Origin of the sequence: Kribbella hippodromi (assembly GCF_039531045.1) — a bacterium.
Lineage (GTDB): Bacteria > Actinomycetota > Actinomycetes > Propionibacteriales > Kribbellaceae > Kribbella > Kribbella hippodromi.
Window position 1 is genome coordinate 325,812 of record NZ_BAAAPH010000005.1, and the last position, 20,372, is coordinate 346,183.

Here is a 20,372-nt window from a genome sequence, read left to right on the forward strand (position 1 = left end):
CCGGACCGCGGCTCACGGAGCGATGGGGTACAGATGACAGAGACCGAGCTGGTCGAAGAACTGCGCAAGTTGCGGGTGTCCGTGGAGAGCCTCCGCCTGTCGATCGACACGGCAACCTCGGCCGGGTCGTACCTCGCCGACAGCCCGTCGGATCTCCGCGACCGAGGGGTGGGGATCGCGATGGCACTCGAGCAACTGCAAGCGCTCCGCGAGAGCGAGGCGATCTCCGACGGCGACTACGAGACGAGCAAGGACAAGCTGCTCGCACGCTTCGTCGTGGTCTAAAGGGAAAGATCGGGGGTGGGGGGAGCAGGCTTCGTCGTGGTCTAAAGGGAAAGATCGGGGGTGGGGGGAGCGCTTCGTCGTGGTCTAAAGGGAAAGATCGGGGGTGGGGTGTCGCGGTTCGTCGTGGGCTGGCCAGGTGTGGGGGTTATCGGGTGATTCTGTAGTGCAGGTGGGTTACCCGGTTGCCTTCGACTACTTGGGGGTTGTCGAACAGGATCTGGTCGCCGGTGTAGTCGCCGAAGAAGGGGCGGCCGGTGCCGAAGACGACCGGGACGACCTGCAGGGACAGCACGTCGGCCAGGCCGAGGGTGAGGAGCTGACCGGTGAGGTTGCCGGCGGAGACCGAGATGTCGCGGTCTCCGGCCAGTTCGCGCGCCTTGGCGATGCCTTCCTCGACACTGCGGGTGAAGTGCAGCGGCGTTCCGGGGTACGCCCAGTCCGTCGGCGGCTCGTGCGTGATGATCACGATGTGCTCGCCCACCGGCGGTACGCCGCGCCACCCGTCCGTGAGGTCGAACAGCCGCCGCCCGGCGACGCACACCGCGACGTTCGGCCAGATCGACCGGGCGAAATCGGCACTCGCCTGGCTCATCTGAAACGGCCGGTCCGGATCGGTCCCGTACACCTCGACCGGACCGTTGTTGTACCAGTCGAACAACGGCCCGACCTGATCCTCGGTGTCCGCGACGAACCCGTCTAGCGACACCACCGCGGAAACAATGACATCACCCATGACTACTTCACCACCCGATACGTGAGGTGCTGCGCGGCCGGCGTCGACACCGCATCGATCAGCTCGAGCGCGTACCCGGGCGCCGCATCCGCCGGGAACAGCCGGGTCCCGGCGCCGAGGACCACCGGCGCGACATGCAGCCGCAGCACGTCGGCCAGGCCGGCGGCCAGCACCTGGTGGCAGATCTGCCCGCCGCCCATCACCGAAACATCCTTGCCATCGGCAACTTCCAGCGCCTGCGCGACGGCCTCCGCCGGACTCCCGACGAAGCGGAACCGATCACCGAGCCGGGTCTGTTCCGGAGCGGAATGGGTGACGACGAAGATGGGTGCGTTCGCTTCACCGGTCGGCTTGGCGCCGTACCCCATCTCGTCGCTCCATCCGTGCGGACCGTCGATGATGTCGAACAAGGTACGCCCCTGGACCACTGCTCCGGTTGCCTTGAACGCGTCGTCCAGGACCTTCTGATCGGCGTCCGTGCCCTGGAAAACCCAGGTGTGCAGAGCTTCGCCGCCGTCACCGAGTCCGTTGTCGTGAGCAACATTCGGCCCGGTGACGTACCCGTCCACGGACACCGAGATGTCGACGATGACCTGGCTCATGATCAGTTCTCCTTGGCGAGCAGTTCGGCGAGGCGGTCCATGGAGTCGTTGATGCCGCTCTCCATGCCGTACTCGATCGACTGGTCCCGCGCGCCGACCGACGGGAACACGGACTGCTGATGCAGCCGGACGCCGTCTCCGGCCGGCTCGAGCGTCATCTTCTCCAGGCAGACCTCGCCCGGCGCGCCTTCCCATTCGAAGGTCTGGATGATCAGCTTGTCCTGCTCCACGGTGTGGAAGACGCCACGGAACGCGTACTCGCCCTGGTCGTCGCGGTGGATGTACCGGTACTTGCCGCCGGGGCGCACGTCGTACTCCTCGACCGTCGCGTCCAGGTCCCGCGGGCCGAGCCACTGGGCGACCAGGTCCCGGTCGGTGACGATCCGGAACAGCTGGGCCGGCGTCGCCGCGAACTCCCGGGTCACCTCCACGAACGGTGTACCGGCGGGGGTGTTGATCACTGTCTCGCTCATTGGTCCTGCTCCTTCACGGTGTTCAGCAGCGCGTCCATCCGGCGGAAGCGCCGTTCGGTTTCGAGCCGGTACTCGTCGATCCAGCTCGTCAGTGCTTCGAGGGCGGCCGGCACCAGGTGGCACGGGCGGCGCTGGCCGTCCCGGGTCCGGGTGATCAGCCCGGCGGTCTCCAGCACCTGGATGTGCCGCGACACCGCCTGCTTGGTGATCGGGAACGGTTCGGCCAGCTCGTTGACCGTGGCCGGCCCGCGGGACAGCCGCGCGACCATCGCCCGCCGAACGGGGTCGGCCAGCGCCGCGAACGCCCGGTCGAGCTGACCATCATCAACCATCATCTTTATCAACCATTCCATTGATCAACCGATGTGTTGAATATAGTCATTCGCAGACAGGCCCGTCAAGCCCCGGAAAAGCAGCTCGGACCGACACCCGAGTGGTGCCGGTCCGAGCTGGTTCGCTAACGGCTAGATGGTTTCGAAGCCGGCCATCATCGCCATGTCCTCGTGTTCGAGGTTGTGGCAGTGGATCAGGTACTTGCCTTTGTGGGCGCTGAACTTGACCAGCACCTCGACCACCTCGGCGGGCCGGATGTCGACGGTGTCCTTCCAGCCGTGGTCGAACTCCGAGAGCTTCGACTGACCGCCGCGGGTCAGGACCTGGAACGGCGCCAGGTGGACGTGGACGGGATGGTGCACGTCGGTCACGAACGTCCAGATCTCGTACTGATCCAGTTTCACCTGTGCCTGCATGACCTTCGGGTCGAACGCCTTGCCGTTGATCGTCCAGCCCCGATGGCTACCGGCGTCGCCACGGCGGAAGCGCCATTCGCGGCGGACGACACCGTTCGGGCGGGGCGTCACCGCGTACGTGGACAACGTCGCCGGGATCCGCGTGTCGTCGGCCGCCTTTCGCGCGATCTTGAAGCGCATCACGTTCGCGTTGCCGTCCAGCCGGTTGACCACGGTCACTTCATCGCCAGGCCGGTACTGCGAGAAGTCCACCACCACGTCGAACCGCTCGGCCGGCGCGACCACCAGCGTCTGGTGCTCGATCGGCTTGTCCAGCAAACCGCCGTCGCTGCCGATCTGCACGAAGGTCGCCGGCCCTTTGTCGAACCCGAGCTCGTACCGGCGTGCATTGCTGGCATTGAGTACGCGGAACCGGTACCGCACCGCATCCACCTCATGCACCGGCCAGGGCGCCCCGTTCACCAAGGTGACATCGGCGACGACACCCTCCATGTACTTGGACTCGACGCCCGGACCGTCCTTCAAAGCCGGGTACAAGAACGACCCGTCCGCGTCGAAGGCGCGGTCCGCGATGATCAGCGGGATCTCCCGATCGCCCTTGGGCAGTGGGAGCTTGTCCTCCTCCTCGTCCCGGATGATGTGCAGGCCGAACAGTCCGCGGTACACCCGGGGAGCGGTGTAGTCCATGGTGTGGTCGTGGTACCAGAGCGTGGCGGCGCGTTGGGCATTCGGGTACGTGTACGTACGCCGTCCCATCGTCGTGTCACCGCCTTCCATGCCCTCCATGCCCTCCATGTGATGGCCGCCGTGCTGCCCGTTGGCCGGCATGATGAGGTCGAGCGGCCAGCCGTCACTCGGCGCGGGCGTGTGGCCGCCGTGCAGGTGGACGACTGTCGATACATCGAGTTGGTTGATCTGCTCCACGATCGCGGTGCGGCCACTGCGTACGTCGAAGGTCGGTCCGGGGAGGAGGCCGTCGTACCCCATCACCTCGGTCTTGAGACCGGGCAGGATCTCGAGGCTCGCCTTGCGCTGGACCACCTGGTAGTAATCGGCCTTCGCGTCGGAACGAATCGGCTTCTTCACCGGTGGGATCGGCAGCGGGACCTGGAAGGGCTCGGGGAGTTTCGCCTTGCTGCGCAGGAGTTCGCCGGCCTGGGCCGGGCTGGCCTCCTGGCCGCAGCTGGTCAGGGTCAGGGCGGCGCCGGTGCTGCCGGCGACGGCCAGGAACCCACGGCGGGACATCTTCATCGCTTCGCCTCCCGGCGGCTCAGGCGTGCGGTGGACCGGAACGACCAGACCGTCATCCACAGCACTGCGGTCACGATCGCGGTGCCGAGCGGGATGTGGACGGCGAAGTTCTGCAGGTAGCCGAAGGTGAGCTGGACGAACTCGGCGACCATCAGCACCGCGGACGCGATCAGCGGCCAAAGCCGGCCGCCACCGGCCAGCGTGTAGCAGGCCGCGACGGCGATCTGGACGAACGCGATCATCCAGACCGATCCACCGATCGCGCTGTGTGTGGTTATGGCGTCGACGTTGCCGGCCAGGAAGTACCCGGCCGCGATCGGCTGCACGATGATCAGGAGAGCGTGGAGGATCAGTGTGATCCGGAGCAACTGCAAACTGGCGCGCGGCCGCCGTACCTTGGCCGGCGCGGTGATCGCGGTCATGCCGGCACCGCCTTGCGGGCGCGGTTGTTGATCCAGAACGCGAACACGACCGTGGCGCCGACCAGCGCGATGCCGAGCGGGACATGGACGGCGAGCTGACGGCTGTAGCCCATCGCGATCTGTCCTACCTCGCCGGCCAGGATCAGCAGGCTGACCGCGGGCGCCGTCCAGCGGCCGCCGGATCGCCACCAGATCGTGGCCGCCACCACCTGGAACAGGCCGAGGAAGGCCAGGGCCAGACCGGTCGGCTCGTGCATCCGCATCCCGGCCGGCGATCCGTTCAGGTACACGCCGGCGAACACCGGCTGCAGACAGATCGCCACCGCATGGACCCCGGCGGTCGCGCGGAGCAAGGTCAACGACTTCATGTAGACAGACAATAGTAGTCTGGCTACATGTAGAGCAATCAGGTATGACCCTGGTCTCAGCTCAGGCGGCCCCGGGCTACGGCAACTGGTCTCAGGTCAGCCGCCCCAGGGGTGCGACGGTGATGCCGGCGCGTTCGCAGACCCAGTGCGGGTCGGGGCCGAGCTCCGGCTCGATCCGGAGCTCGTGATCCTGAAGGTCGTCGCAGGCCGTACACCGCGGCCAGCGGATGCCCGAATCGACCAGCCGGTCCTGCACGTCCTGCGCGACCAGCCCGGCGATGTGCTCCGCGCCGTCCGGCCACTGATCCAGCCACCACTGCCGTCCCGCGACCGCATCCTCGAGACAGGACACCATCACGGGATCGTTGAACCCCCGGGTGGCGAGGTCGTGCAGCACCAGCGCCCGGGCAGTCAGCAAAACCCCTGGCTCACTCATCGCCCATCAGCCTGCCAGACCCCACCGACAAAACCCACGCCCACTCACAAGAGCCGGATATCCACTGCTGTTGTGGGTTCTCCACTGGTGTAACGGTGGAGAACCCACCACGCGGATGGATATCCACTCTTGTCAGCTGGTGGCGGTTTGGCAGGTGGGGGTGGGGTCCAGGCGGTTGGCGAGGCGGAGTTCGTGGGCGGCGGCGGTGCGCAGGACGGCGCCGAGGCGGGCGCGGACCGCGAGCGGGCGGCGCGGCGGCTCGTACTCCTGCTGGGGAGCGTTCGGCAGCGCCGACTGGGCGAGGGTGCGGGCGTTCTCGACAGCGGTGTTGCCGGCAATGAAGTACGTCATGGTTCTGCTCCCTCCGGAGAGCGTGGTTGATCGCCCCGGGAACCGAGTGGTCCCAGGGAAGTTGTGTGTGGTTGTCAGCGCTTGGGCGCGGGCCCGCTGCTGGACCGGACGATCAGCTGGGTCGGCAGCAGCAGTTGGCGTTCGGTGGTGGCCGGGTCGAGCAGGATGCGCCCGACGGCGCGTCCCTTGTCCTTGATCGGCTGCCGGACCGTGGTCAGTCCGACCGCCTCCGCGGCCGGGATGTCGTCGAACCCGGCCAGGGTCAGATCCCGTCCCGGCGTCAGCCCGCGGACCTTCATCGCTTCCAGTGCGCCGAGTGCCTGGACGTCGCTGAGCCCGACGATCGCGGTCGGCCGGTCCTGCGAGTCGAGCACGTACTCCGCGCTGCGCCGCCCGGACGCGATCGCGTTGTGGCCGCCGGAGACGATCCGCAGCCGGGCGTCCGGCATCGACTTCTGCAGGCCGCGAATCCGCAGCTCGCAGTCGGTGTAACCGACCTCGTCCAGGGTCAGCTCGACCGGCCGGCCGCCGGCCGCCTGGGCGTTGTCGACCAGGACGACGACTTCCTTGTGGCCGAGCCGGGCCAGGTGCTCGCCCAGTTGCGCGGCTGCTTCCAGCTCGTCGATCGCGACCCAGGACAGCGACGGGTGGTCACCGCGGTCGGTGGACACCGCCGGGATGCCGCGGTTGTCGAGGATCTCCAGCGCCGGGTGACCGCCCGGTACGCAGAAGATCGCCGCCGCGTCGATCGCCGCCTGCTGCACGGCGTTGCTGCCGCCGGTGATGTCCGTCGAGCTGAGCGGCATCAGCAGCAGGCTGGTGGCGAATTCCTCGGCGACCTCGGCCAGCCCGGCCAGGAAGCCGACCGCGTACGGGTCCGAGAAGGCGTAGGCCAGCTTGTCGGTGAACAGCACCCCGACCGCACCGGCCTTGCCACTGCGCAGTGCCCGCGCCGCCGCGTCCGGCCCGGCGTACCCGAGCTCGTGCGCGGTGGCCAGGATCCGCTCGCGGAGCGCGACGGACAGCTGGTCGGGTTTGTTGTACGCGTTGGAGACGGTCGACGGCGACACGCCGACGGCCTTGGCCACGGTCTTCAGCGTCACTCCGGCCATCCCGCTCCCGCCTCATCTGAATCGTTCTTCTAAATCGATCTAGAAAAACGATACAGAAGCCCGCCGCCGAGTGCAAGGCGAATTCCGTGAAGGTGCGAGAGGATGTCCTGCATGGGTTCGTTGCTGGAGATCATTGCGTTGCATCCGGCGGACGCGGAGGCGGCGCAGGAGGGTGGGGCGGACCGGCTGGAGCTGTGCGCCTCGATGGAGGCGGACGGTTTGTGCCCGTCGGTATCGACCGTCAGTGCGATCCGGCGGGTCACCGACCTGCCGTTGCGGGTGATGTTGCGCCTGGAGAACTCGTTCACCACCAACGGCGCCGACCTGAACCGCCTGACCGCGATGGCGCAGTCCTACTTGTCAGCCGGAGCGGACGGCTTCGTACTGGGGTTCCTGACGCCCGACAACCAGGTGGACGTCGACTCGGTCGGCGCATTGGTCAGTACGTTCGCCGGTACGCCGTGGACATTCCACCGGGCGATCGATGCAGTACTGGAGCAGCAGCCGGCTTGGCGGGCACTGCGCAGCCTGCCCGGCCTCGACTGTGTACTGACCGCAGGCTCCTCTATCGGTGTCAGCCACGGCCTGGACGACCTGTGCAAGCTGGCCAAAGAGGACCCCGCCGTGGCCAGTGTGATGATGGCCGGTGGTGGACTACAGCCGGAGCATGTGCCGTGGCTGTTCCAGAGTGGCGTACGGCGCTTCCACGTCGGCACGTCGGTACGCCAGGACGGTTCGTGGACGAAGGCGTACGTGAACTCGCGCTTCGTCCGATCGTGGCGCAATCTGCTCGATGCCCAGGATGCGCGCGAATGATCCTGATCGACCCGCCCGCCTGGCCGGCCTGGAACCGAGTCTGGTCGCACCTGGTCAGTGACGAGTCCCACGAGGAGCTGCACGCGTTCGCGAAGGCGGCCGGCATTCCGGCGCGTGGATTCGATCGGGACCACTACGACGTACCCAGTGACCGGTACGACGACCTGATTGCCGCTGGTGCCGTACCGGTGTCCAGCCGGGAGCTGGTACGCCGGCTGATCGCTGCCGGACTCCGGCACCGCAAACAGCCCCCGACCCAAAAACCTTGAGTCGGGGGCTGTTCTTCAAGCCGGCAGTCCTTCAGTCGAGCAGGTCGGTCACGGTGCCCGCGGCGACGGTGTGGCCGCCCTCGCGGACGGCGAACCCGAGGCCGACGTTCATCGCGATCGGCTTCTCCAGCTCCACGGTCAGCTCGATCGAGTCGCCCGGCATCACCAGGTTGATCTCACCCAGGTCGATGCCACCGGACACGTCGGTCGTGCGGAAGTAGAACTGCGGCCGGTAGTCCGCGGCGAACGGCGTGTGCCGGCCACCTTCGGCGGTCGACAGCGCGTGCAGGGTGGCCCGGAACTTCCGGTGCGGTTGCACGCTGCCCGGCAGCGCCACGACCTGGCCGCGACGGACTTCGTCGCGCTTCACGCCACGCAGCAGCACCGCCGCGTTGTCGCCCGCGTCCGCGGACTCCAGCGACTTGCCGAACGTCTCCAGACCGATCGCCGTGGTGGTCACGGTCGGGCCGAGGCCGACCACCTCGACCTGGTCGCCGAGCTTCAGCGAACCACGCTCGACCGCACCGGTGACCACGGTGCCGCGGCCGCTGATGGTGAGGACGTTCTCGATCGGCATCAAGAACGGCTCGCCCAGCTCGCGGTCCGGCACCGGTACGTAGCTGTCCACCGCGTCCAGCAGTTCACCGATCGCGGCAGTCCACTTCGGGTCGCCTTCCAGCGCCTTCAGCCCGGACACCCGGACCGCCGGTACGTCGTCACCGGGGAAGCCGTACTCCGCCAGCAGTTCCCGGACCTCCAGCTCGACCAGGTCGAGCAGCTCCGGGTCGTCGACGGTGTCCGCCTTGTTCAGCGCGACCACCAGGTACGGCACGCCGACCCGTTGCGCGAGCAGTACGTGCTCACGGGTCTGCGGCATGGCGCCGTCCTGCGCGGAGACGACCAGGATCGCGGCGTCCACCTGGGCGGCGCCGGTGATCATGTTCTTCACGTAGTCGGCGTGCCCCGGCATGTCCACGTGCGCGTAGTGCCGGGTCGCGGTCTCGTACTCGACGTGCGAGATGTTGATCGTGATCCCGCGCTGCATCTCCTCCGGCGCACGGTCGATGCCGTCGAAGGCGACGAAGCGGTTCACACTCGGGTCGCGCTCCGCGAGCACCTTGGTGATCGCCGCGGTCAGCGTGGTCTTGCCGTGGTCGACGTGACCCATCGTCCCGATGTTGAGGTGCGGCTTGGTCCGCACGAACTGGCTCTTGGCCATGAGGATTTTCCTTTGCAGTCAGAAGATTCGCTGTGAGCCAGGACCCTCCGGGCTGCCCTCCGCGGCTGTCACCCGCAGGGAGGGGGCCGGTGAGCGACCACCCTCCTCCGCGGGTCCTGCGCTGCAGGAGGAGGGTCAGATTCGCGTGCCGGCGAAAGTGGCTGAATCAGCTGACGCGGCCCACGTGGGAGCGCCCGTCAGGCCGGTGCCTGACAGGTCGAACTCGAAAACCACGCGGAACATGCGGATCACGGTAGGCATCAACGTCGCCGACGGCAACTTGATTCCCGAGTGCTAGTTCAACGCGAACAGGCGGGAGCCGTCGGAGAAGACCGGCCGGGCCGCGGCGACCGTGACGGCCGGCTTGTCGCAGGTGACGTCCTCGGACTTCACCACCGGCTCCGCGTTCGTACTGGGCAGGATCTGCCGCGCTTGCACACCGGTAGTACCGATCATCACGGGGGAGCAGCTGCCGTTGGGCTGCGGCATCAGCGTGACCACGCGGCCGTCCGGCAGCAGCCCGAACCCGTTACGCGGGTACTCCGGTTGCTGCAGCTTCGGCGGTACCGGCAGCAGGTGGTGCCACTGCGGAGTCCCGTCCGCAGGGCTCGACGACGACACGTCGTACGTCTGCGGCTGCCCGGGGTCGTTGCCATTGCGACACGTGATGAGTACGAGTGAAGCGTGCGTTGCCGCCAGCTGTGCGTCACAGGACGATGCACCGAGTCGCGGGCGCGGTGTGCCTGGTACGGGCGTGGTCCAGATGATGCGGCCTTCGCTGACGTCCACTGACCACTGGTACAGCGTTCCGCCGGCCGCACCGGTCCAGATCAGCCCAGACACTTCCCGGGTGTCCGGTACGGCTACCAGCTCACCGACCCAGGTAGACGGGTCCAGCTCCGCGCTCAGGTCGATCCGGTTGCCCAGATCGACTTCCCAGCGCTGGGCACCGGTTTTGACGTCCAGTCCGCGTACGTCGGCGCCGTTGCCCGCGCAGGCGTCGACTACTACGGCTTGGTCGCCAACCAGTACGCCCTGGGTCACGTTGCAGCGCACCTGTGCTCGCCAGTGCGTCGGACTGCTCACGCCATGCGCTACGACGAAGTTGCCTTCTGCCACGAGCAGCTGGTTCTCGTCGACCGCCAGTGCGGTCCCGTCGGTGTGGACCTCGGTCAGTACCTTCCCGCTGACCGCATCCAGCACGGCGTACGTGGGTAGGTCGATGCCCGCGGGTTCGCGGTACTGCGAGCGGGGCAGGTGCGCCGCGATCGTACGACCGTCCTGCGACACCAGCAGGCCCTTCACGCCACTGGAGGCGGCGTCCTGGACATCCGCCCGGGAGTAACGCCAACGGATCTGACCAGTAGCGGCATCAGACATCACTACGCCGTCGGACCGCAGTTCAGCGACTCCACCTGCCGTACCGGTGATGGCTCCGGTTGCTGGTACCTCACGGCTCCAGGCCAGCGTTCCGTCGAGCTGTACTGGTAGCTGGGTCGGCTCAATCGTGGTGGTCGTACTGACCGTGTTGGCAGTCTCCAAGCGGGCCTGCACGAACGGCTCCCCGGCCGACACCACGATCCACGCCAGCAGCGCGCCACACACGGCAGTCGCACCAACGCCCAGCCACCGTGGAGGTGCCTGGGCGTACGGCGGAGCGAGCCGCAACCGTCTAGCCAAGGCCAACAGCGCACCGGCAAGTACTAGGGCAACTGATGCAAGCAGTAGGTACGGCCAGCGTTCCGACATCGCCGCACCGGGCTGCGCCGCCGGCCAGCGCCACCAGCACACACCGATCGCGATCAGGCCAACCACTGCGAAGACGATGGCCGGGATGGTGACCAGCCGCTGCTGCGCCCGCCGGAACCATGCACAAGTCAGTCCGGCTGCCAGTGCGGTACCAGCGATCGGCGCCCACACCGGATAACCGCCCACGTCGGACGACTCCACCGGCCATTTGGCGGCGGCACCGAGGCCACGCCCGAGCAGAACGGAGGACGCGACAACTGCGCCCAGGGCGGCACCGAAGTAGATGACCGGGATCAGCCCGCCGATCCTCCGGGCCGCTCTAGGGCCCAGCGAATCGACCTCCCGGGCCAGGTTCTCCCTGGCTGGTCGTTCCCACTCCTCGTGCCCGCGCGGGGTCACATACAGATCGGTTTCGCCCAGGCTCTGCAGGAACGACATCCGGCCGCGGGCGAAGTCCCGGTCGGCGACATGCGCGTACTCGGCGCGGATGCCGGCGGCGTACTCGTCGTACCGCGCCTGCGCAAGGCTCAGGATCCGGAGGTCGGCGTCGCACAGTACGGCGCCGTTGTGGTCGTCCGGAGCGCAGTCGTGCTTCGCGGTCAGCCGGACCAGGCGGCCGATCTCCGCGACCTGATCGGCCGGGAGGCCCGCGGCGGCCAGCTCGAGCTCGGCCAGCTGGGCCGAGACTTCCTCGTTCTCACCGGGGTCGGCCTGCGGGTCGTAGATCGCGTCGTGGAACCAGGCCGCCAGCCGGACCGTGTCGGCGTCCTCGGCGTACTCGGCCAGCTCGTCGACGGTCGCCAGGACCTCGGTCAGGTGCTGCTGGTCGTGATAATGACGATGTTGCTCTGCGTAACGAGCCAGCAGGTCGTCGCCCAACGGCTGCGCGTGCGGCAGCAGGCGATTCCACTGGTCGCGCAGGTCCATGGCTATGGAGTCTGACATCGGTGGGGAGCCTGAAACGAACGATTCGGTGGTCTTGGAGAGGGTCGTGGCCAAAGCGATATCGGCTCGTCACCTGACCGCTTCGCGACCTGCGGTGCACGTCACACTCCGAGACCGGCGAACGAGTTGTGAGAGGTCCCGGCTACGCAATGTCACTAGCGCAGTGCGATCACGGTGTCCGGTCCGGAGGTCAGGAGCAGGCTGCCGATGGCGCGCGGATCGCGGCCGCAGACGATCCCGGTGGGCAGCCGGACCTGCCGGAACCCGGCCCGGCTGATCACGTTCGCGACGCAGCCGGGGCCGGAGCCGGAGCCGGAGCCCGCGGCGGCGCGGCTCAGCGAGACCACCCGGCCGTCCGCGGTCACGGCGACCTTCTCCCGCGGACTGACCGGTGCAACTGTCTGCCAGCTGGTCTGTCCGGTGTTGGCGTCGATTGCGGTCACGACGGTCTTGCGGCTCTCCTGGGTGCTGGCGCCCGGGCAGTCGACGACGATCAGGTACTTGCCGGCGGCATTCAGCAGGGTCCGGCACGCCCAGGCCTTCGGCACGGCCCAGCGCCAGCGGACGTCGCCGGTCCGGGGCTCGATCGCGGTCAGGGCAACCGGGGAGTCGGAGTCACCACCTGGCTCCGCCACGACCACCAGACCGGCCACGACGACCGGCCGCCGGTAGGTGTCCACTGCTGTCTTGGTCCAGAGCGTCTTGCCGGACTGGACGTCCAGTGCGGTCAGCTCGTCGGGTTTGTCGTCGCAGGTGTGGCTGACGAAGCTGAGGACGGTCTCGGCGGTGGCGACCGCACCCACCTCGGTGCAGGCACCCGGTTCGAAGGTCCAGCGCTCGTGGCCGTCCGGGTCGACGCCATGCAGCTTGCCGGAGCGTTCGCCGGTCAGTAGCGGCTGCGACTGCTGGATGAAGCGGTCGCGGGTATGGCTCGGCCACGCGGCCTTGCGGCGACCTGTGTTCGCATCGAGCAGCAAGTAGCCCACATCGGAGAACTGCGCCAGGACGTAGTCGCCGTTGCCGGTTGCCGCGATCACTGGTTTCTCGTCGGAGTCAGAGCGGCTGTAGCGCCAGCGGAGTGCACCGGTCGCTGCATCGAGCATCTGGACCACACCACCTGGACGGGGTACGGCAATCCCGTACCGGGTGCCGATCGCCTCCTCGGCGCCAGTGCCCAGGACGGAGTCACTGACCCACGCGACCGTGCCGTTGAGTACGGACGGACTGGACTTGCCGGCACTGCGCGGTGCCCCTTCGACTCGTTCGTTGGCGCCCAGTACGTAGCCACGTGACAGCGGCTGGATGAGCAGTAGCAGGACAAGGGCCACTGCGATCGGTACGGCGAGCCAGGCGAGCTGTTGGCCGAGGTTGCGCGCTGGGAGATAGCGAACGGTCTTGGTGCGGAGCAGTGAGGCGACCAGTGCGGCCGCAGCGGCTGCAAGTAGTAGGAGCAGTGCGGAGATCAGGAGCGGTATGCGGAGGCCCACGCCGACAACTGCGTTGGTCGTAGGTACCTGAGCCCAGGCGATGAGCAGTCCGGTCACGGAGATCGCCAGCACGGTGCCGGCGATCAGACGGGCGCGCTGACTGGCGCTGCGGGCGCAGCGGAACAGCACAGGTGCGCTGAAGAACGAGAGGACCGCCAGTGCAACAGTTGGCCAGCCGACTTCGTCCTGCGCGGCTGGGATCTGCCAGGAAGCACCTGATGCGGCAATCGCCACAACGGCTGCTGCTATCGCAGTGAAGGTTGCGGCAGCGGTCAGTGCTGCTTGCTGCCATCCGCGCCACGGTGCGGGGAGCTCGGTGTCCAGTCCGGCGAGTTCGGTTTCCAGATTGACGCGGGCGACTGGTCCGAGCCGCTGCCGCGCCAGTTGGGTTCGGTACAGGTGGCCGTCGAGCAGTTCGCGTACCTCGTCGTACCGGTGCTCCATCGCTCCTTTGCGGTCGCTGGCATCACGCCGTACCTCGGCTGTATGTACTGCGTACCGGCTGGGGTCGGCGGCGAGGATGGCGTTGACGGCGTCGAGCAGGACGTCGCCGTTGGCATCGCGGCGCGGTGGCGCGTACGCGTCTGGTGGCGGTGTGGCCAGGTCGCCGGTGAGGCGGATCAACCGGACCACTTCGGCGATCCGGATCGACGGTACGCCGTACTGCGGGAGCAACTGTTCGGCCAGGTGCGCCGACGCCTCGGCGTCTTCGGCCGGTGTGCCGCCTGCGTCGTGGACCGCGCGGTGGAACCAGGCCGCGAGCCGGACGCTGGTCGGGTCAGTGGACAGCTGGATGAGTGAATCGAGTGCTGTCAGGACCACACCGAGGTACTGGTCGCGGTACGCGCGCCGGTTGCGCTCGACGTACCTGGCGACCAGGTCGTCCGCGAGAGAGGCAGAGCCGGGCAGCAGGTCATCCCACCGCGCCCGGAGTTCCACCACTGCATCAGTTTGCCAGCAGCACCTCTACAACCAGCCCACGATCACCCCACCACCACCTTGCGGTTGGTGTGCGGCTTCACCCACTGTATGCGACTGACTACTGCTTGGCGGACAGGATGCCGGTGATCAGGCCCGGGTAGAGCGCTTCCAGGTCCTCGCGCCGGAGGATGCTGATCCGCTTGGTGCCGTCGGTGTGGGTGGACAGCACGCCGGCTTCGCGCAGGATGCGCAGGTGGTGCGCGCGGGTGGAGGCAGTGACCGGGAGCTCGATCTCGCCGCAGCACACCCCGGCCGGATTGGCGGCCAGCGCACGCACGATCGTCAGCCGGACCGGCTCGCCCAGCGCCTGCAGCACCGACTCGACCCGGATCTCTTCCCGCTCCGGCTGCGGGAGGACTTTGGTGGCCATGAATTCATAATACGACGCCCGTCGAAGTTCGATGATCTTCGTAGTACGATGACGGTCGAATTACTGACTTCGTCCGGAAGGTCTCCGATGTCCGCACGGATCTACCTGCTCGGTGCCGGTGCGTTCGCGGTCGGCACCAGCGCGTACGTCGTGTCCGGTGTACTGCCCGACGTCAGCTCCGAGCTGCACGTCTCGCTGACCGCCGCGGGCCAGCTCGCCACCGCGTTCTCCCTGTCGTACGCGATCGGCGCGCCGATCCTGTCCACGCTGACCGGCCGCTGGGAGCGCCGTACCCTCCTGATCGCCGCGCTCGTGCTCGCCGCACTGGGCAACCTGATCGCTGCGCTGGCCGTGAACTACCCGATCCTGATCGCCGGCCGGATCGTGGCCGCGTTCGGCGCCGCCGTGTACACCCCGGCGGCCACGCTGTTCGCCACCAGTCTGATGCCGCCCGAGAAGCGTGGGCGCGCGGTCGCGATCGTCTTCGGCGGTCTGACGTTCGCACTTGTACTGGGCGTACCGGCGGGCACACTGCTCGGCCCGACGCTCGGCTACAAGGGCGTGTTCGCGCTCATCAGCGCAGTCGCCGTACTGGTCGCCATCGCCGAGCGGGGCGTGCTGCCGAAGGTGGAAGCGCCGCCGGTCGTCAGCCTGCGCGAACGCTTCGCCGGCGTGACCGACCGCCGCGTGCAGATCATCCTCGCGATGACGGTCCTTGCTGTCCTGGCAGCTTTCACCGTGTACATCTACATCGTGCCGCTGCTGAAGCACACCGCCGGACTGACCGGCAACGTCACCAGCCTCCTGCTCCTGCTGTACGGCGTCGGCGCAGTTATCGGCAACTTCCTCGGTGGACGGATCACCGACAAGTTCGGCAGCCTGCGCACGCTCTTCGTACTGATGGCCGCCATCACCGTCGTGCTGGCCACGCTGGACGTCACTCTGACGACGGCAGTAGGTGCTGGAGCCGCACTGGTCGTCTGGGGCATGCTGACCTGGGCCTTCAACCCACCGATCCAGAGTCTGCTCATGGAGCTCGGTGGTGGCCTGCTGATCTCGCTGAACGCATCCGCCATCTACCTGGGCGCCGGACTGTCCGCAGTAGTCGGCGGACTGGTCATCCAGACCCTCGGCGTCGGGTACTTGCCGGTGCTGGCCTCCGCACTGTCCCTAGTCGTGGTCGGCCTGGTCTACCTGCTCTGGCGCGACTCCAACCTCCAGCAGGTCGAGGAACTCGAGCGCGACGAGGGCATCTACGTCACCGCCACTGCTGACTGACGAGGACCAGTAGTAGGGCAGGCTTCTGCCCATGCCCCTGCTTGCCGGCGTGCTGCTGCTCGCCTCGACCCTGCTCGGTGCCAGTGACCCCACTGCTGTCATCGACGGCTGGAAGAACTCACCGGTGTACGTCGATACGACGCAGCGGTCACTGGTACCGGACAAGGACGCCGCCGCACTGGCCGACCGGGTGAACGGGCACGACCCGGCGATTCACATCGCTGTCGTGCCGGCTGCCGTACTCAACGACGGTGGCACTGACCTCAGTACGGCTGCCCACAGGTACGTGGACAAGCTTGTGGACGCGCAGGGCGCCGACGGGATCTACCTGGTGGTGTTCGGCGGTGCGATCACGTGGGGGAGTGCGGTCGGCGACGACACTCCGATCGCCGGCATCCTCACCGACGAGCTGGGCAAGCACAGCCGATCCGATCCGGTCGGCACACTCAACGGCGTACTGGATCGGCTCGACGTACCGAAGCCGTCCAGCGGACCTCCTGGCTGGTTGTGGCCAGTGGTGACAGTGGCAGTGCTTCTGGTCGTTGGCGTACTGGTGCTGCGCTGGTGGCGGACCCGTCCGGCCAAGGACAGCGGTCCGGCGTTGTACCGGCCGTCGTACGACGTACTGCCCGACGAAGTCGACTCGTTGGCGGAGCGCCGGGCCGCCGCGCGTGAGGACGTGACGCGCTTCGGCGAGGAACTGGATTCCGCTGACGTGCGTCTGGAGGGCGTGAACACCACGGCGGACGTACAGGCGGCACTGGACGCGTATGCGGATGCGGGCCGCGTGGTCGACGGCGAACCGGACGACGACGAGCTGCGTGCGGTTCGTGCCACGGTCGAGTACGGGCGCTGGCGGTTGGCCTGCGCGCAGGCCGCGGTTGCCGGCACGCCCGCTCCGGCGCGGCGAGCCGCCTGCTTCTTCGACCCCGCGCACGGCACGTCCGTGACCGACTGGATGTACACGCCACCCGGCGGGCGGGCCCGAGAAGTTCCGGTGTGTACCGCCTGCCAGGACCGGCTCTCGGGAGGGGCTCGATGAAGCGTCTGCTCGGTGCACTGGCGATCGTCATGCTGTGGGCCTTGCCTGCGCTGCCGGCGCACGCCACTGATCCGGGGGGCTACCTGAACACCGTCGCCGGCCACCTTGGTGATCCGGGGGTCTGGGTCGACCCGGCGGTGAAAGGCCTGACCGGCACGGAGGCTGCTCGTCTCGACGCGGCGGCGAAGCGCGCGGCCGCGCCGATCCGGATCGCGGTCATCCCCGCGGCCTCGATCAACTTGTCCGACAACCGGTACTACGTGAACCTCGCCTGGGACGGTGAGGAGATCGCCGACCAGTTGTACGACCGGGTCGGGGTCGAAGGCGTGTACGCCGTCCTGGTCGACGCGACCTCGGAGAGCGCGGGCCGTGGGTTCCATGCTGTTCAGCGCGCCGACAAAGGACCGACGTACCACGTGGGTGACGCGGTCGACCAGGCGGTGGACTGCTGCGCACCCGACTACGAGTCGATGCTCGAACGGTTCATCCAGCGGGCGCAGGTCGTGGACAAGCCGTACTACGTCGACGCGGCGCCCTACGCCGGTGCCGCGGCCGGCGTGTTCGGTCTCTGGTACGGCATCAGCACGCTGGGCGCCCGCAGAGCCCGCCGGCAGGACGAGAAGTCCCACCTGAGCGTCGTGAAGCCCCTGCTGAACGAGGAGATCATCGCGCTCTCCGAGCAGGTCTCCGCACTGCCGACGACCTCGGATGCGCAGCAGTCCAAACTGTCCAAGGACGTGCTCGACACCGTTGAGAAGGCCCGGCATCGGCTCGACGAGGCCAAGGGCGACAAGGACGTCGAGGCGGTGACCACCTTGCTGGGCTCAGCTCGCTACGGGTTGGTCTGCCTGGACGCCGTTCGCGCCGGCAAGCCGATCCCGGAGCCGACGGCACCGTGCTTCTTCGACCCGCGGCACGGCCCCAGTACGACGGAGGTGGACTGGAAGCCGGAAGAAGGTGCCGTGCGCCCGGTCAGTGTCTGTGCGGCCTGCAAGCAGCGCGACGAGGCCGGAGCCAAGCCCGAGATCCGGATGGTGAAGGGCTGGCAGATCGAGCGGCCGTACTGGGAGTACGCCGACGACCTGGCCGCGTACGTGGACGGCTACTGGTCACGTGGTGACGGCAGCCAGTGGTGGTTCCCCGACTCGGACTTCCGTCGCCGCGGCGACGAGATGCGATCGCGCTGGCGCTCCCGCCGGGCCGGTGCACGCTTCAGCCGGTTCAGCTCGAGTATCGGCAACTCGGTCGGTGACTGGGCCACCTCGTCCAGCAGCGGCTCCGGCAACGACGCCGGCGGCGGCTGGTACGGCAGCTCGAATCGGCGCGGCTCCTGGTCGTCGCGGACGCGCTCCAGCGGTGGCGGCTCGTCCCGGCGCTCGTCACGCCGGTCCGGCGGCTCACGCGGTTTCTAGTACGGCGGGCAGGTCCTCGCTGTGTACTACCGCCAGTGAGGTGACCGCACGGGTCAGGCAGACGTACAGCCGGCGGAGGCCGGTTCGTTCGTCCGCCTCACCGGCGACGATGCCGGCCGGCTCCACCAGTACTACGTGGTCGAACTCCAGGCCCTTGGCCAGGGACGCCGGTACTACATCCAGGTGCGCGTCCACGTCGTCCTCGTCACCGAGTACGGAGAACGCGATTGCCTCGCACTGCAACGCCTTTCGGGTCGCGGGGACAAGTGCATCCGGAACGATGAGGCCGATCGAGCCGAGCCGTTCCGACACCTCGTGAACCGCACTGACCGCTGCAGCGAGGCTGTCAGGTACGCGGGTGATGGTGAGTTCACCACGGGCCCGCCGTACTGCCGTCGGCGGCTTGAGGTGCGGTGCGATCGTCGGAAGGAGACGGGCCGCGTACTCGATCACCTGGCCCGGTACGCGGAAGCCGGCGGTCAGCTCCTCGGTGTGCGCGCTGGTCTTGCCCAGGTGCTTCAGGGCGTCGTCCCAGGACGGTGTGGCCCACGGTGTGGTGCCCTGGGCGATGTCACCGAGGACAGTCATCGACCCGGTCGAGCAGCGCCGCCCCACTGCTCGTAGCTGCATCGCGGACAGGTCCTGCGCTTCATCCAGTACGACATGGCCGAGCGACGGCGTACGGTCGACCAGGTCGGCGATCTCGTCGATCAGCGTCGCATCGGCCACTGACCACTTCGCCGCGCCGGCCGAGCGCGGCACTTTGTCCCAGCTCAGCAGCGCCTGCTCTTCGTCAGTGAGGATGCCGTCGGCGTGTACGGCCAGCAGCGCGCGGTCCGTGAACAGCTGGAACAGCAGCTTGGCCGGATCGACAGCCGGCCACAGCGCATCGGCGTACTGCTTCACCGGACGGCTGCGCGCGACCGAGTCTTGTACGCGGTCGTCCGGTGAGTCACCCGCTGCCTCCATCCGCAACAGCACCGCATGCGCCAGCCGTTGCGGAAGCATCGCGCGACCGGCGCCGTACCGGATGCCGCGGTTGCGCAGCTCGCTCACCAGCTCCTCCGCCTGGTACGCCGCGACTCGCCAGCGGTGCGCACCACGTGGTACGACCAGCGACTCGTCCGGCAGCCTCACGTGCGACCAGACAGCACGGTGCAGTACGTCGGCCATCCGCGCATCGCCCTTGAGGACGTCGACCGGCGCCGGTCCCGGTCCGGCGATCTTGACCCGCGCGACCATCTCCTCGACAGTCGTCTGCTTCGCCTCGATCTCACCCAGCGCGGGGAGTACGTCGCCGATGTACCGCAGGAAGCTGGCGTTCGGACCGACTACCAGTACGCCGGCCCGGCTGAGCTGGTCGCGGTACGCATAGAGCAGGTACGCCGCGCGGTGCAGGCCGACCGCGGTCTTTCCGGTACCGGGCGCGCCCTGGACGCAGATCGTCTCGTCGACACCGGCCCGGACGATCACATCCTGCTCCGGCTGGATGGTGGCGACGATGTCGCGCATCGGACCGGACCGGGGACGCTCGATCTCAGCATCAAGGATGTCGCTGTGCTGGTCGGCCGCACCGCTAGCGGTCAGGTCCTCGTCCTCGAACGCGGTCATCTCGCCGTGCGTGAAGCCGAACCGGCGGCGTACGCCGACGCCCATCGGCTCGGTCTTGCTGGCCCGGTAGAACGGCACCGAGATGTCCGCGCGCCAGTCCACCACCAGCGGCTCGCCCAGCGCGTCGTTGACGTGCCGCCGGCCGATGTGGAACGTCTCCTCGGTCGGCTCCAGGTAGTCCAGCCGCCCGAAGAACAGCGGTACGTCCGGGTCGTCCTCCAGCTCCTTCATCCGCCGGAAGATGGCGGCCTGCAGGAACTCCTGGTTGACCCGGTCCGCGCTGTGGATCTCCAGCGCGCCGGTCTTCTCCCGCATCAGCGCCAGCGCCGCCCGGGAGGTCTTCAGATAGTCCTTCTCGTTCTGAAGGGTGTCGGACGTGTCTGAGGGCATGCTGAAACCTCCGGCGAGTAG

The 20,372-nt window shown here is 67.9% G+C and carries 21 protein-coding genes; 6 read left to right on the forward strand and 15 right to left on the reverse strand.

Annotated features, from left to right (window positions below):
* Window positions 1–33 precede the first annotated feature (33 nt).
* Complete coding sequence (locus ABD260_RS10380; protein ID WP_344233179.1) at window positions 34–285, forward strand: hypothetical protein; 252 nt, start codon at window positions 34–36, stop codon at window positions 283–285.
* 145 nt (window positions 286–430) lie between these two features.
* Here ABD260_RS10380 and ABD260_RS10385 read toward each other — a convergent pair whose 3' ends face one another.
* The 10 genes from ABD260_RS10385 to ABD260_RS10430 all read right to left on the reverse strand — a co-directional run bounded on the left by ABD260_RS10385 (window position 431) and on the right by ABD260_RS10430 (window position 6,782).
* Entirely contained in the window at window positions 431–1,018 is a 588-nt protein-coding gene (locus ABD260_RS10385; RefSeq protein ID WP_344233180.1) for a dihydrofolate reductase family protein, read from the reverse strand.
* Between the two features lie 2 nt (window positions 1,019–1,020).
* Window positions 1,021–1,620 carry a dihydrofolate reductase family protein gene (locus tag ABD260_RS10390; protein WP_344233181.1) on the reverse strand — a complete coding sequence of 200 codons (600 nt, stop codon included), beginning with the start codon at window positions 1,618–1,620 and terminating at the stop codon, window positions 1,021–1,023.
* Window positions 1,621–1,622: 2 nt separating this feature from the next.
* Window positions 1,623–2,093: an SRPBCC domain-containing protein gene (locus ABD260_RS10395; protein ID WP_344233182.1), complete on the reverse strand. Its 471-nt coding sequence runs from the start codon at window positions 2,091–2,093 to the stop codon at window positions 1,623–1,625.
* Window positions 2,090–2,428 carry an ArsR/SmtB family transcription factor gene (locus ABD260_RS10400; protein WP_344233183.1) on the reverse strand — a complete coding sequence of 113 codons (339 nt, stop codon included), beginning with the start codon at window positions 2,426–2,428 and terminating at the stop codon, window positions 2,090–2,092. The genes ABD260_RS10395 and ABD260_RS10400 overlap by 4 nt, the downstream gene beginning before the upstream one ends.
* 129 nt (window positions 2,429–2,557) lie before the next feature.
* Window positions 2,558–4,093 (reverse strand): multicopper oxidase domain-containing protein, encoded by a 1,536-nt coding sequence (locus ABD260_RS10405; RefSeq protein WP_344233184.1) that lies wholly within the window; start codon window positions 4,091–4,093, stop codon window positions 2,558–2,560.
* Window positions 4,090–4,515 (reverse strand): hypothetical protein, encoded by a 426-nt coding sequence (locus ABD260_RS10410; protein ID WP_344233185.1) that lies wholly within the window; start codon window positions 4,513–4,515, stop codon window positions 4,090–4,092. The genes ABD260_RS10405 and ABD260_RS10410 overlap by 4 nt, the downstream gene beginning before the upstream one ends.
* A complete protein-coding gene (locus ABD260_RS10415) occupies window positions 4,512–4,883 on the reverse strand; it encodes a hypothetical protein (protein WP_344233186.1) in 372 nt (123 codons plus the stop codon). The genes ABD260_RS10410 and ABD260_RS10415 overlap by 4 nt, the downstream gene beginning before the upstream one ends.
* A gap of 91 nt (window positions 4,884–4,974) precedes the next feature.
* Window positions 4,975–5,319, reverse strand: coding sequence for a hypothetical protein (locus ABD260_RS10420; protein WP_344233187.1), 345 nt, complete (start codon window positions 5,317–5,319; stop codon window positions 4,975–4,977).
* Between the two features lie 132 nt (window positions 5,320–5,451).
* Window positions 5,452–5,670, reverse strand: coding sequence for a hypothetical protein (locus ABD260_RS10425; RefSeq protein WP_344233188.1), 219 nt, complete (start codon window positions 5,668–5,670; stop codon window positions 5,452–5,454).
* Between the two features lie 74 nt (window positions 5,671–5,744).
* Window positions 5,745–6,782 carry a LacI family DNA-binding transcriptional regulator gene (locus ABD260_RS10430; RefSeq protein ID WP_344233189.1) on the reverse strand — a complete coding sequence of 346 codons (1,038 nt, stop codon included), beginning with the start codon at window positions 6,780–6,782 and terminating at the stop codon, window positions 5,745–5,747.
* Between the two features lie 111 nt (window positions 6,783–6,893).
* On the opposite strand from ABD260_RS10430, the gene ABD260_RS10435 reads away from it, so the two are divergent.
* Complete coding sequence (locus tag ABD260_RS10435; protein ID WP_344233190.1) at window positions 6,894–7,598, forward strand: copper homeostasis protein CutC; 705 nt, start codon at window positions 6,894–6,896, stop codon at window positions 7,596–7,598.
* Complete coding sequence (locus ABD260_RS10440; RefSeq protein ID WP_344233191.1) at window positions 7,595–7,867, forward strand: DUF4031 domain-containing protein; 273 nt, start codon at window positions 7,595–7,597, stop codon at window positions 7,865–7,867. The genes ABD260_RS10435 and ABD260_RS10440 overlap by 4 nt, the downstream gene beginning before the upstream one ends.
* 31 nt (window positions 7,868–7,898) lie before the next feature.
* Here the strand turns inward: ABD260_RS10440 and tuf are convergent, their stop codons facing one another.
* From tuf to ABD260_RS10460, 4 genes are all read right to left on the reverse strand, one after another.
* Window positions 7,899–9,086: an elongation factor Tu gene (gene tuf / locus ABD260_RS10445; RefSeq protein ID WP_344233192.1), complete on the reverse strand. Its 1,188-nt coding sequence runs from the start codon at window positions 9,084–9,086 to the stop codon at window positions 7,899–7,901.
* 294 nt (window positions 9,087–9,380) lie between these two features.
* A complete protein-coding gene (locus ABD260_RS10450) occupies window positions 9,381–11,780 on the reverse strand; it encodes a hypothetical protein (RefSeq protein ID WP_344233193.1) in 2,400 nt (799 codons plus the stop codon).
* A gap of 155 nt (window positions 11,781–11,935) precedes the next feature.
* Window positions 11,936–14,209 (reverse strand): outer membrane protein assembly factor BamB family protein, encoded by a 2,274-nt coding sequence (locus tag ABD260_RS10455; RefSeq protein ID WP_344233194.1) that lies wholly within the window; start codon window positions 14,207–14,209, stop codon window positions 11,936–11,938.
* 97 nt (window positions 14,210–14,306) lie between these two features.
* Complete coding sequence (locus ABD260_RS10460; protein ID WP_344233195.1) at window positions 14,307–14,618, reverse strand: ArsR/SmtB family transcription factor; 312 nt, start codon at window positions 14,616–14,618, stop codon at window positions 14,307–14,309.
* 87 nt (window positions 14,619–14,705) lie between these two features.
* On the opposite strand from ABD260_RS10460, the gene ABD260_RS10465 reads away from it, so the two are divergent.
* The 3 genes from ABD260_RS10465 to ABD260_RS10475 are packed head-to-tail and all read left to right on the forward strand — an operon-like array spanning window position 14,706 to window position 18,350.
* Window positions 14,706–15,896 carry an MFS transporter gene (locus tag ABD260_RS10465; protein WP_344233196.1) on the forward strand — a complete coding sequence of 397 codons (1,191 nt, stop codon included), beginning with the start codon at window positions 14,706–14,708 and terminating at the stop codon, window positions 15,894–15,896.
* 31 nt (window positions 15,897–15,927) lie between these two features.
* Window positions 15,928–16,938 (forward strand): hypothetical protein, encoded by a 1,011-nt coding sequence (locus tag ABD260_RS10470; protein WP_344233197.1) that lies wholly within the window; start codon window positions 15,928–15,930, stop codon window positions 16,936–16,938.
* The gene (locus ABD260_RS10475; RefSeq protein WP_344233198.1) at window positions 16,935–18,350 is read left to right on the forward strand and encodes a hypothetical protein; all 1,416 of its coding nucleotides are present in this window, start codon (window positions 16,935–16,937) and stop codon (window positions 18,348–18,350) included. The genes ABD260_RS10470 and ABD260_RS10475 overlap by 4 nt, the downstream gene beginning before the upstream one ends.
* Here the strand turns inward: ABD260_RS10475 and ABD260_RS10480 are convergent.
* Window positions 18,336–20,351, reverse strand: coding sequence for a HelD family protein (locus ABD260_RS10480; protein WP_344233199.1), 2,016 nt, complete (start codon window positions 20,349–20,351; stop codon window positions 18,336–18,338). The genes ABD260_RS10475 and ABD260_RS10480 overlap by 15 nt on opposite strands.
* Window positions 20,352–20,372 lie beyond the last annotated feature (21 nt).

Excerpts from the sequence above, each read along its gene's own strand:
- ABD260_RS10420 (WP_344233187.1), bottom strand. The coding sequence starts at position 5,319 with ATGAGTGAGCCAGGGGTTTTGCTGACTGCCCGGGCGCTGGTGCTGCAC.
- ABD260_RS10480 (WP_344233199.1), bottom strand. The coding sequence starts at position 20,351 with ATGCCCTCAGACACGTCCGACACCCTTCAGAACGAGAAGGACTATCTG.
- ABD260_RS10415 (WP_344233186.1), bottom strand. The coding sequence starts at position 4,883 with ATGAAGTCGTTGACCTTGCTCCGCGCGACCGCCGGGGTCCATGCGGTG.
- ABD260_RS10380 (WP_344233179.1), top strand. The coding sequence starts at position 34 with ATGACAGAGACCGAGCTGGTCGAAGAACTGCGCAAGTTGCGGGTGTCC.
- ABD260_RS10385 (WP_344233180.1), bottom strand. The coding sequence starts at position 1,018 with ATGGGTGATGTCATTGTTTCCGCGGTGGTGTCGCTAGACGGGTTCGTC.
- tuf (WP_344233192.1), bottom strand. The coding sequence starts at position 9,086 with ATGGCCAAGAGCCAGTTCGTGCGGACCAAGCCGCACCTCAACATCGGG.
- ABD260_RS10440 (WP_344233191.1), top strand. The coding sequence starts at position 7,595 with ATGATCCTGATCGACCCGCCCGCCTGGCCGGCCTGGAACCGAGTCTGG.
- ABD260_RS10425 (WP_344233188.1), bottom strand. The coding sequence starts at position 5,670 with ATGACGTACTTCATTGCCGGCAACACCGCTGTCGAGAACGCCCGCACC.
- ABD260_RS10460 (WP_344233195.1), bottom strand. The coding sequence starts at position 14,618 with ATGGCCACCAAAGTCCTCCCGCAGCCGGAGCGGGAAGAGATCCGGGTC.
- ABD260_RS10450 (WP_344233193.1), bottom strand. The coding sequence starts at position 11,780 with ATGTCAGACTCCATAGCCATGGACCTGCGCGACCAGTGGAATCGCCTG.
- ABD260_RS10470 (WP_344233197.1), top strand. The coding sequence starts at position 15,928 with ATGCCCCTGCTTGCCGGCGTGCTGCTGCTCGCCTCGACCCTGCTCGGT.
- ABD260_RS10465 (WP_344233196.1), top strand. The coding sequence starts at position 14,706 with ATGTCCGCACGGATCTACCTGCTCGGTGCCGGTGCGTTCGCGGTCGGC.
- ABD260_RS10410 (WP_344233185.1), bottom strand. The coding sequence starts at position 4,515 with ATGACCGCGATCACCGCGCCGGCCAAGGTACGGCGGCCGCGCGCCAGT.
- ABD260_RS10390 (WP_344233181.1), bottom strand. The coding sequence starts at position 1,620 with ATGAGCCAGGTCATCGTCGACATCTCGGTGTCCGTGGACGGGTACGTC.
- ABD260_RS10435 (WP_344233190.1), top strand. The coding sequence starts at position 6,894 with ATGGGTTCGTTGCTGGAGATCATTGCGTTGCATCCGGCGGACGCGGAG.
- ABD260_RS10475 (WP_344233198.1), top strand. The coding sequence starts at position 16,935 with ATGAAGCGTCTGCTCGGTGCACTGGCGATCGTCATGCTGTGGGCCTTG.
- ABD260_RS10400 (WP_344233183.1), bottom strand. The coding sequence starts at position 2,428 with ATGATGGTTGATGATGGTCAGCTCGACCGGGCGTTCGCGGCGCTGGCC.
- ABD260_RS10395 (WP_344233182.1), bottom strand. The coding sequence starts at position 2,093 with ATGAGCGAGACAGTGATCAACACCCCCGCCGGTACACCGTTCGTGGAG.
- ABD260_RS10405 (WP_344233184.1), bottom strand. The coding sequence starts at position 4,093 with ATGAAGATGTCCCGCCGTGGGTTCCTGGCCGTCGCCGGCAGCACCGGC.
- ABD260_RS10430 (WP_344233189.1), bottom strand. The coding sequence starts at position 6,782 with ATGGCCGGAGTGACGCTGAAGACCGTGGCCAAGGCCGTCGGCGTGTCG.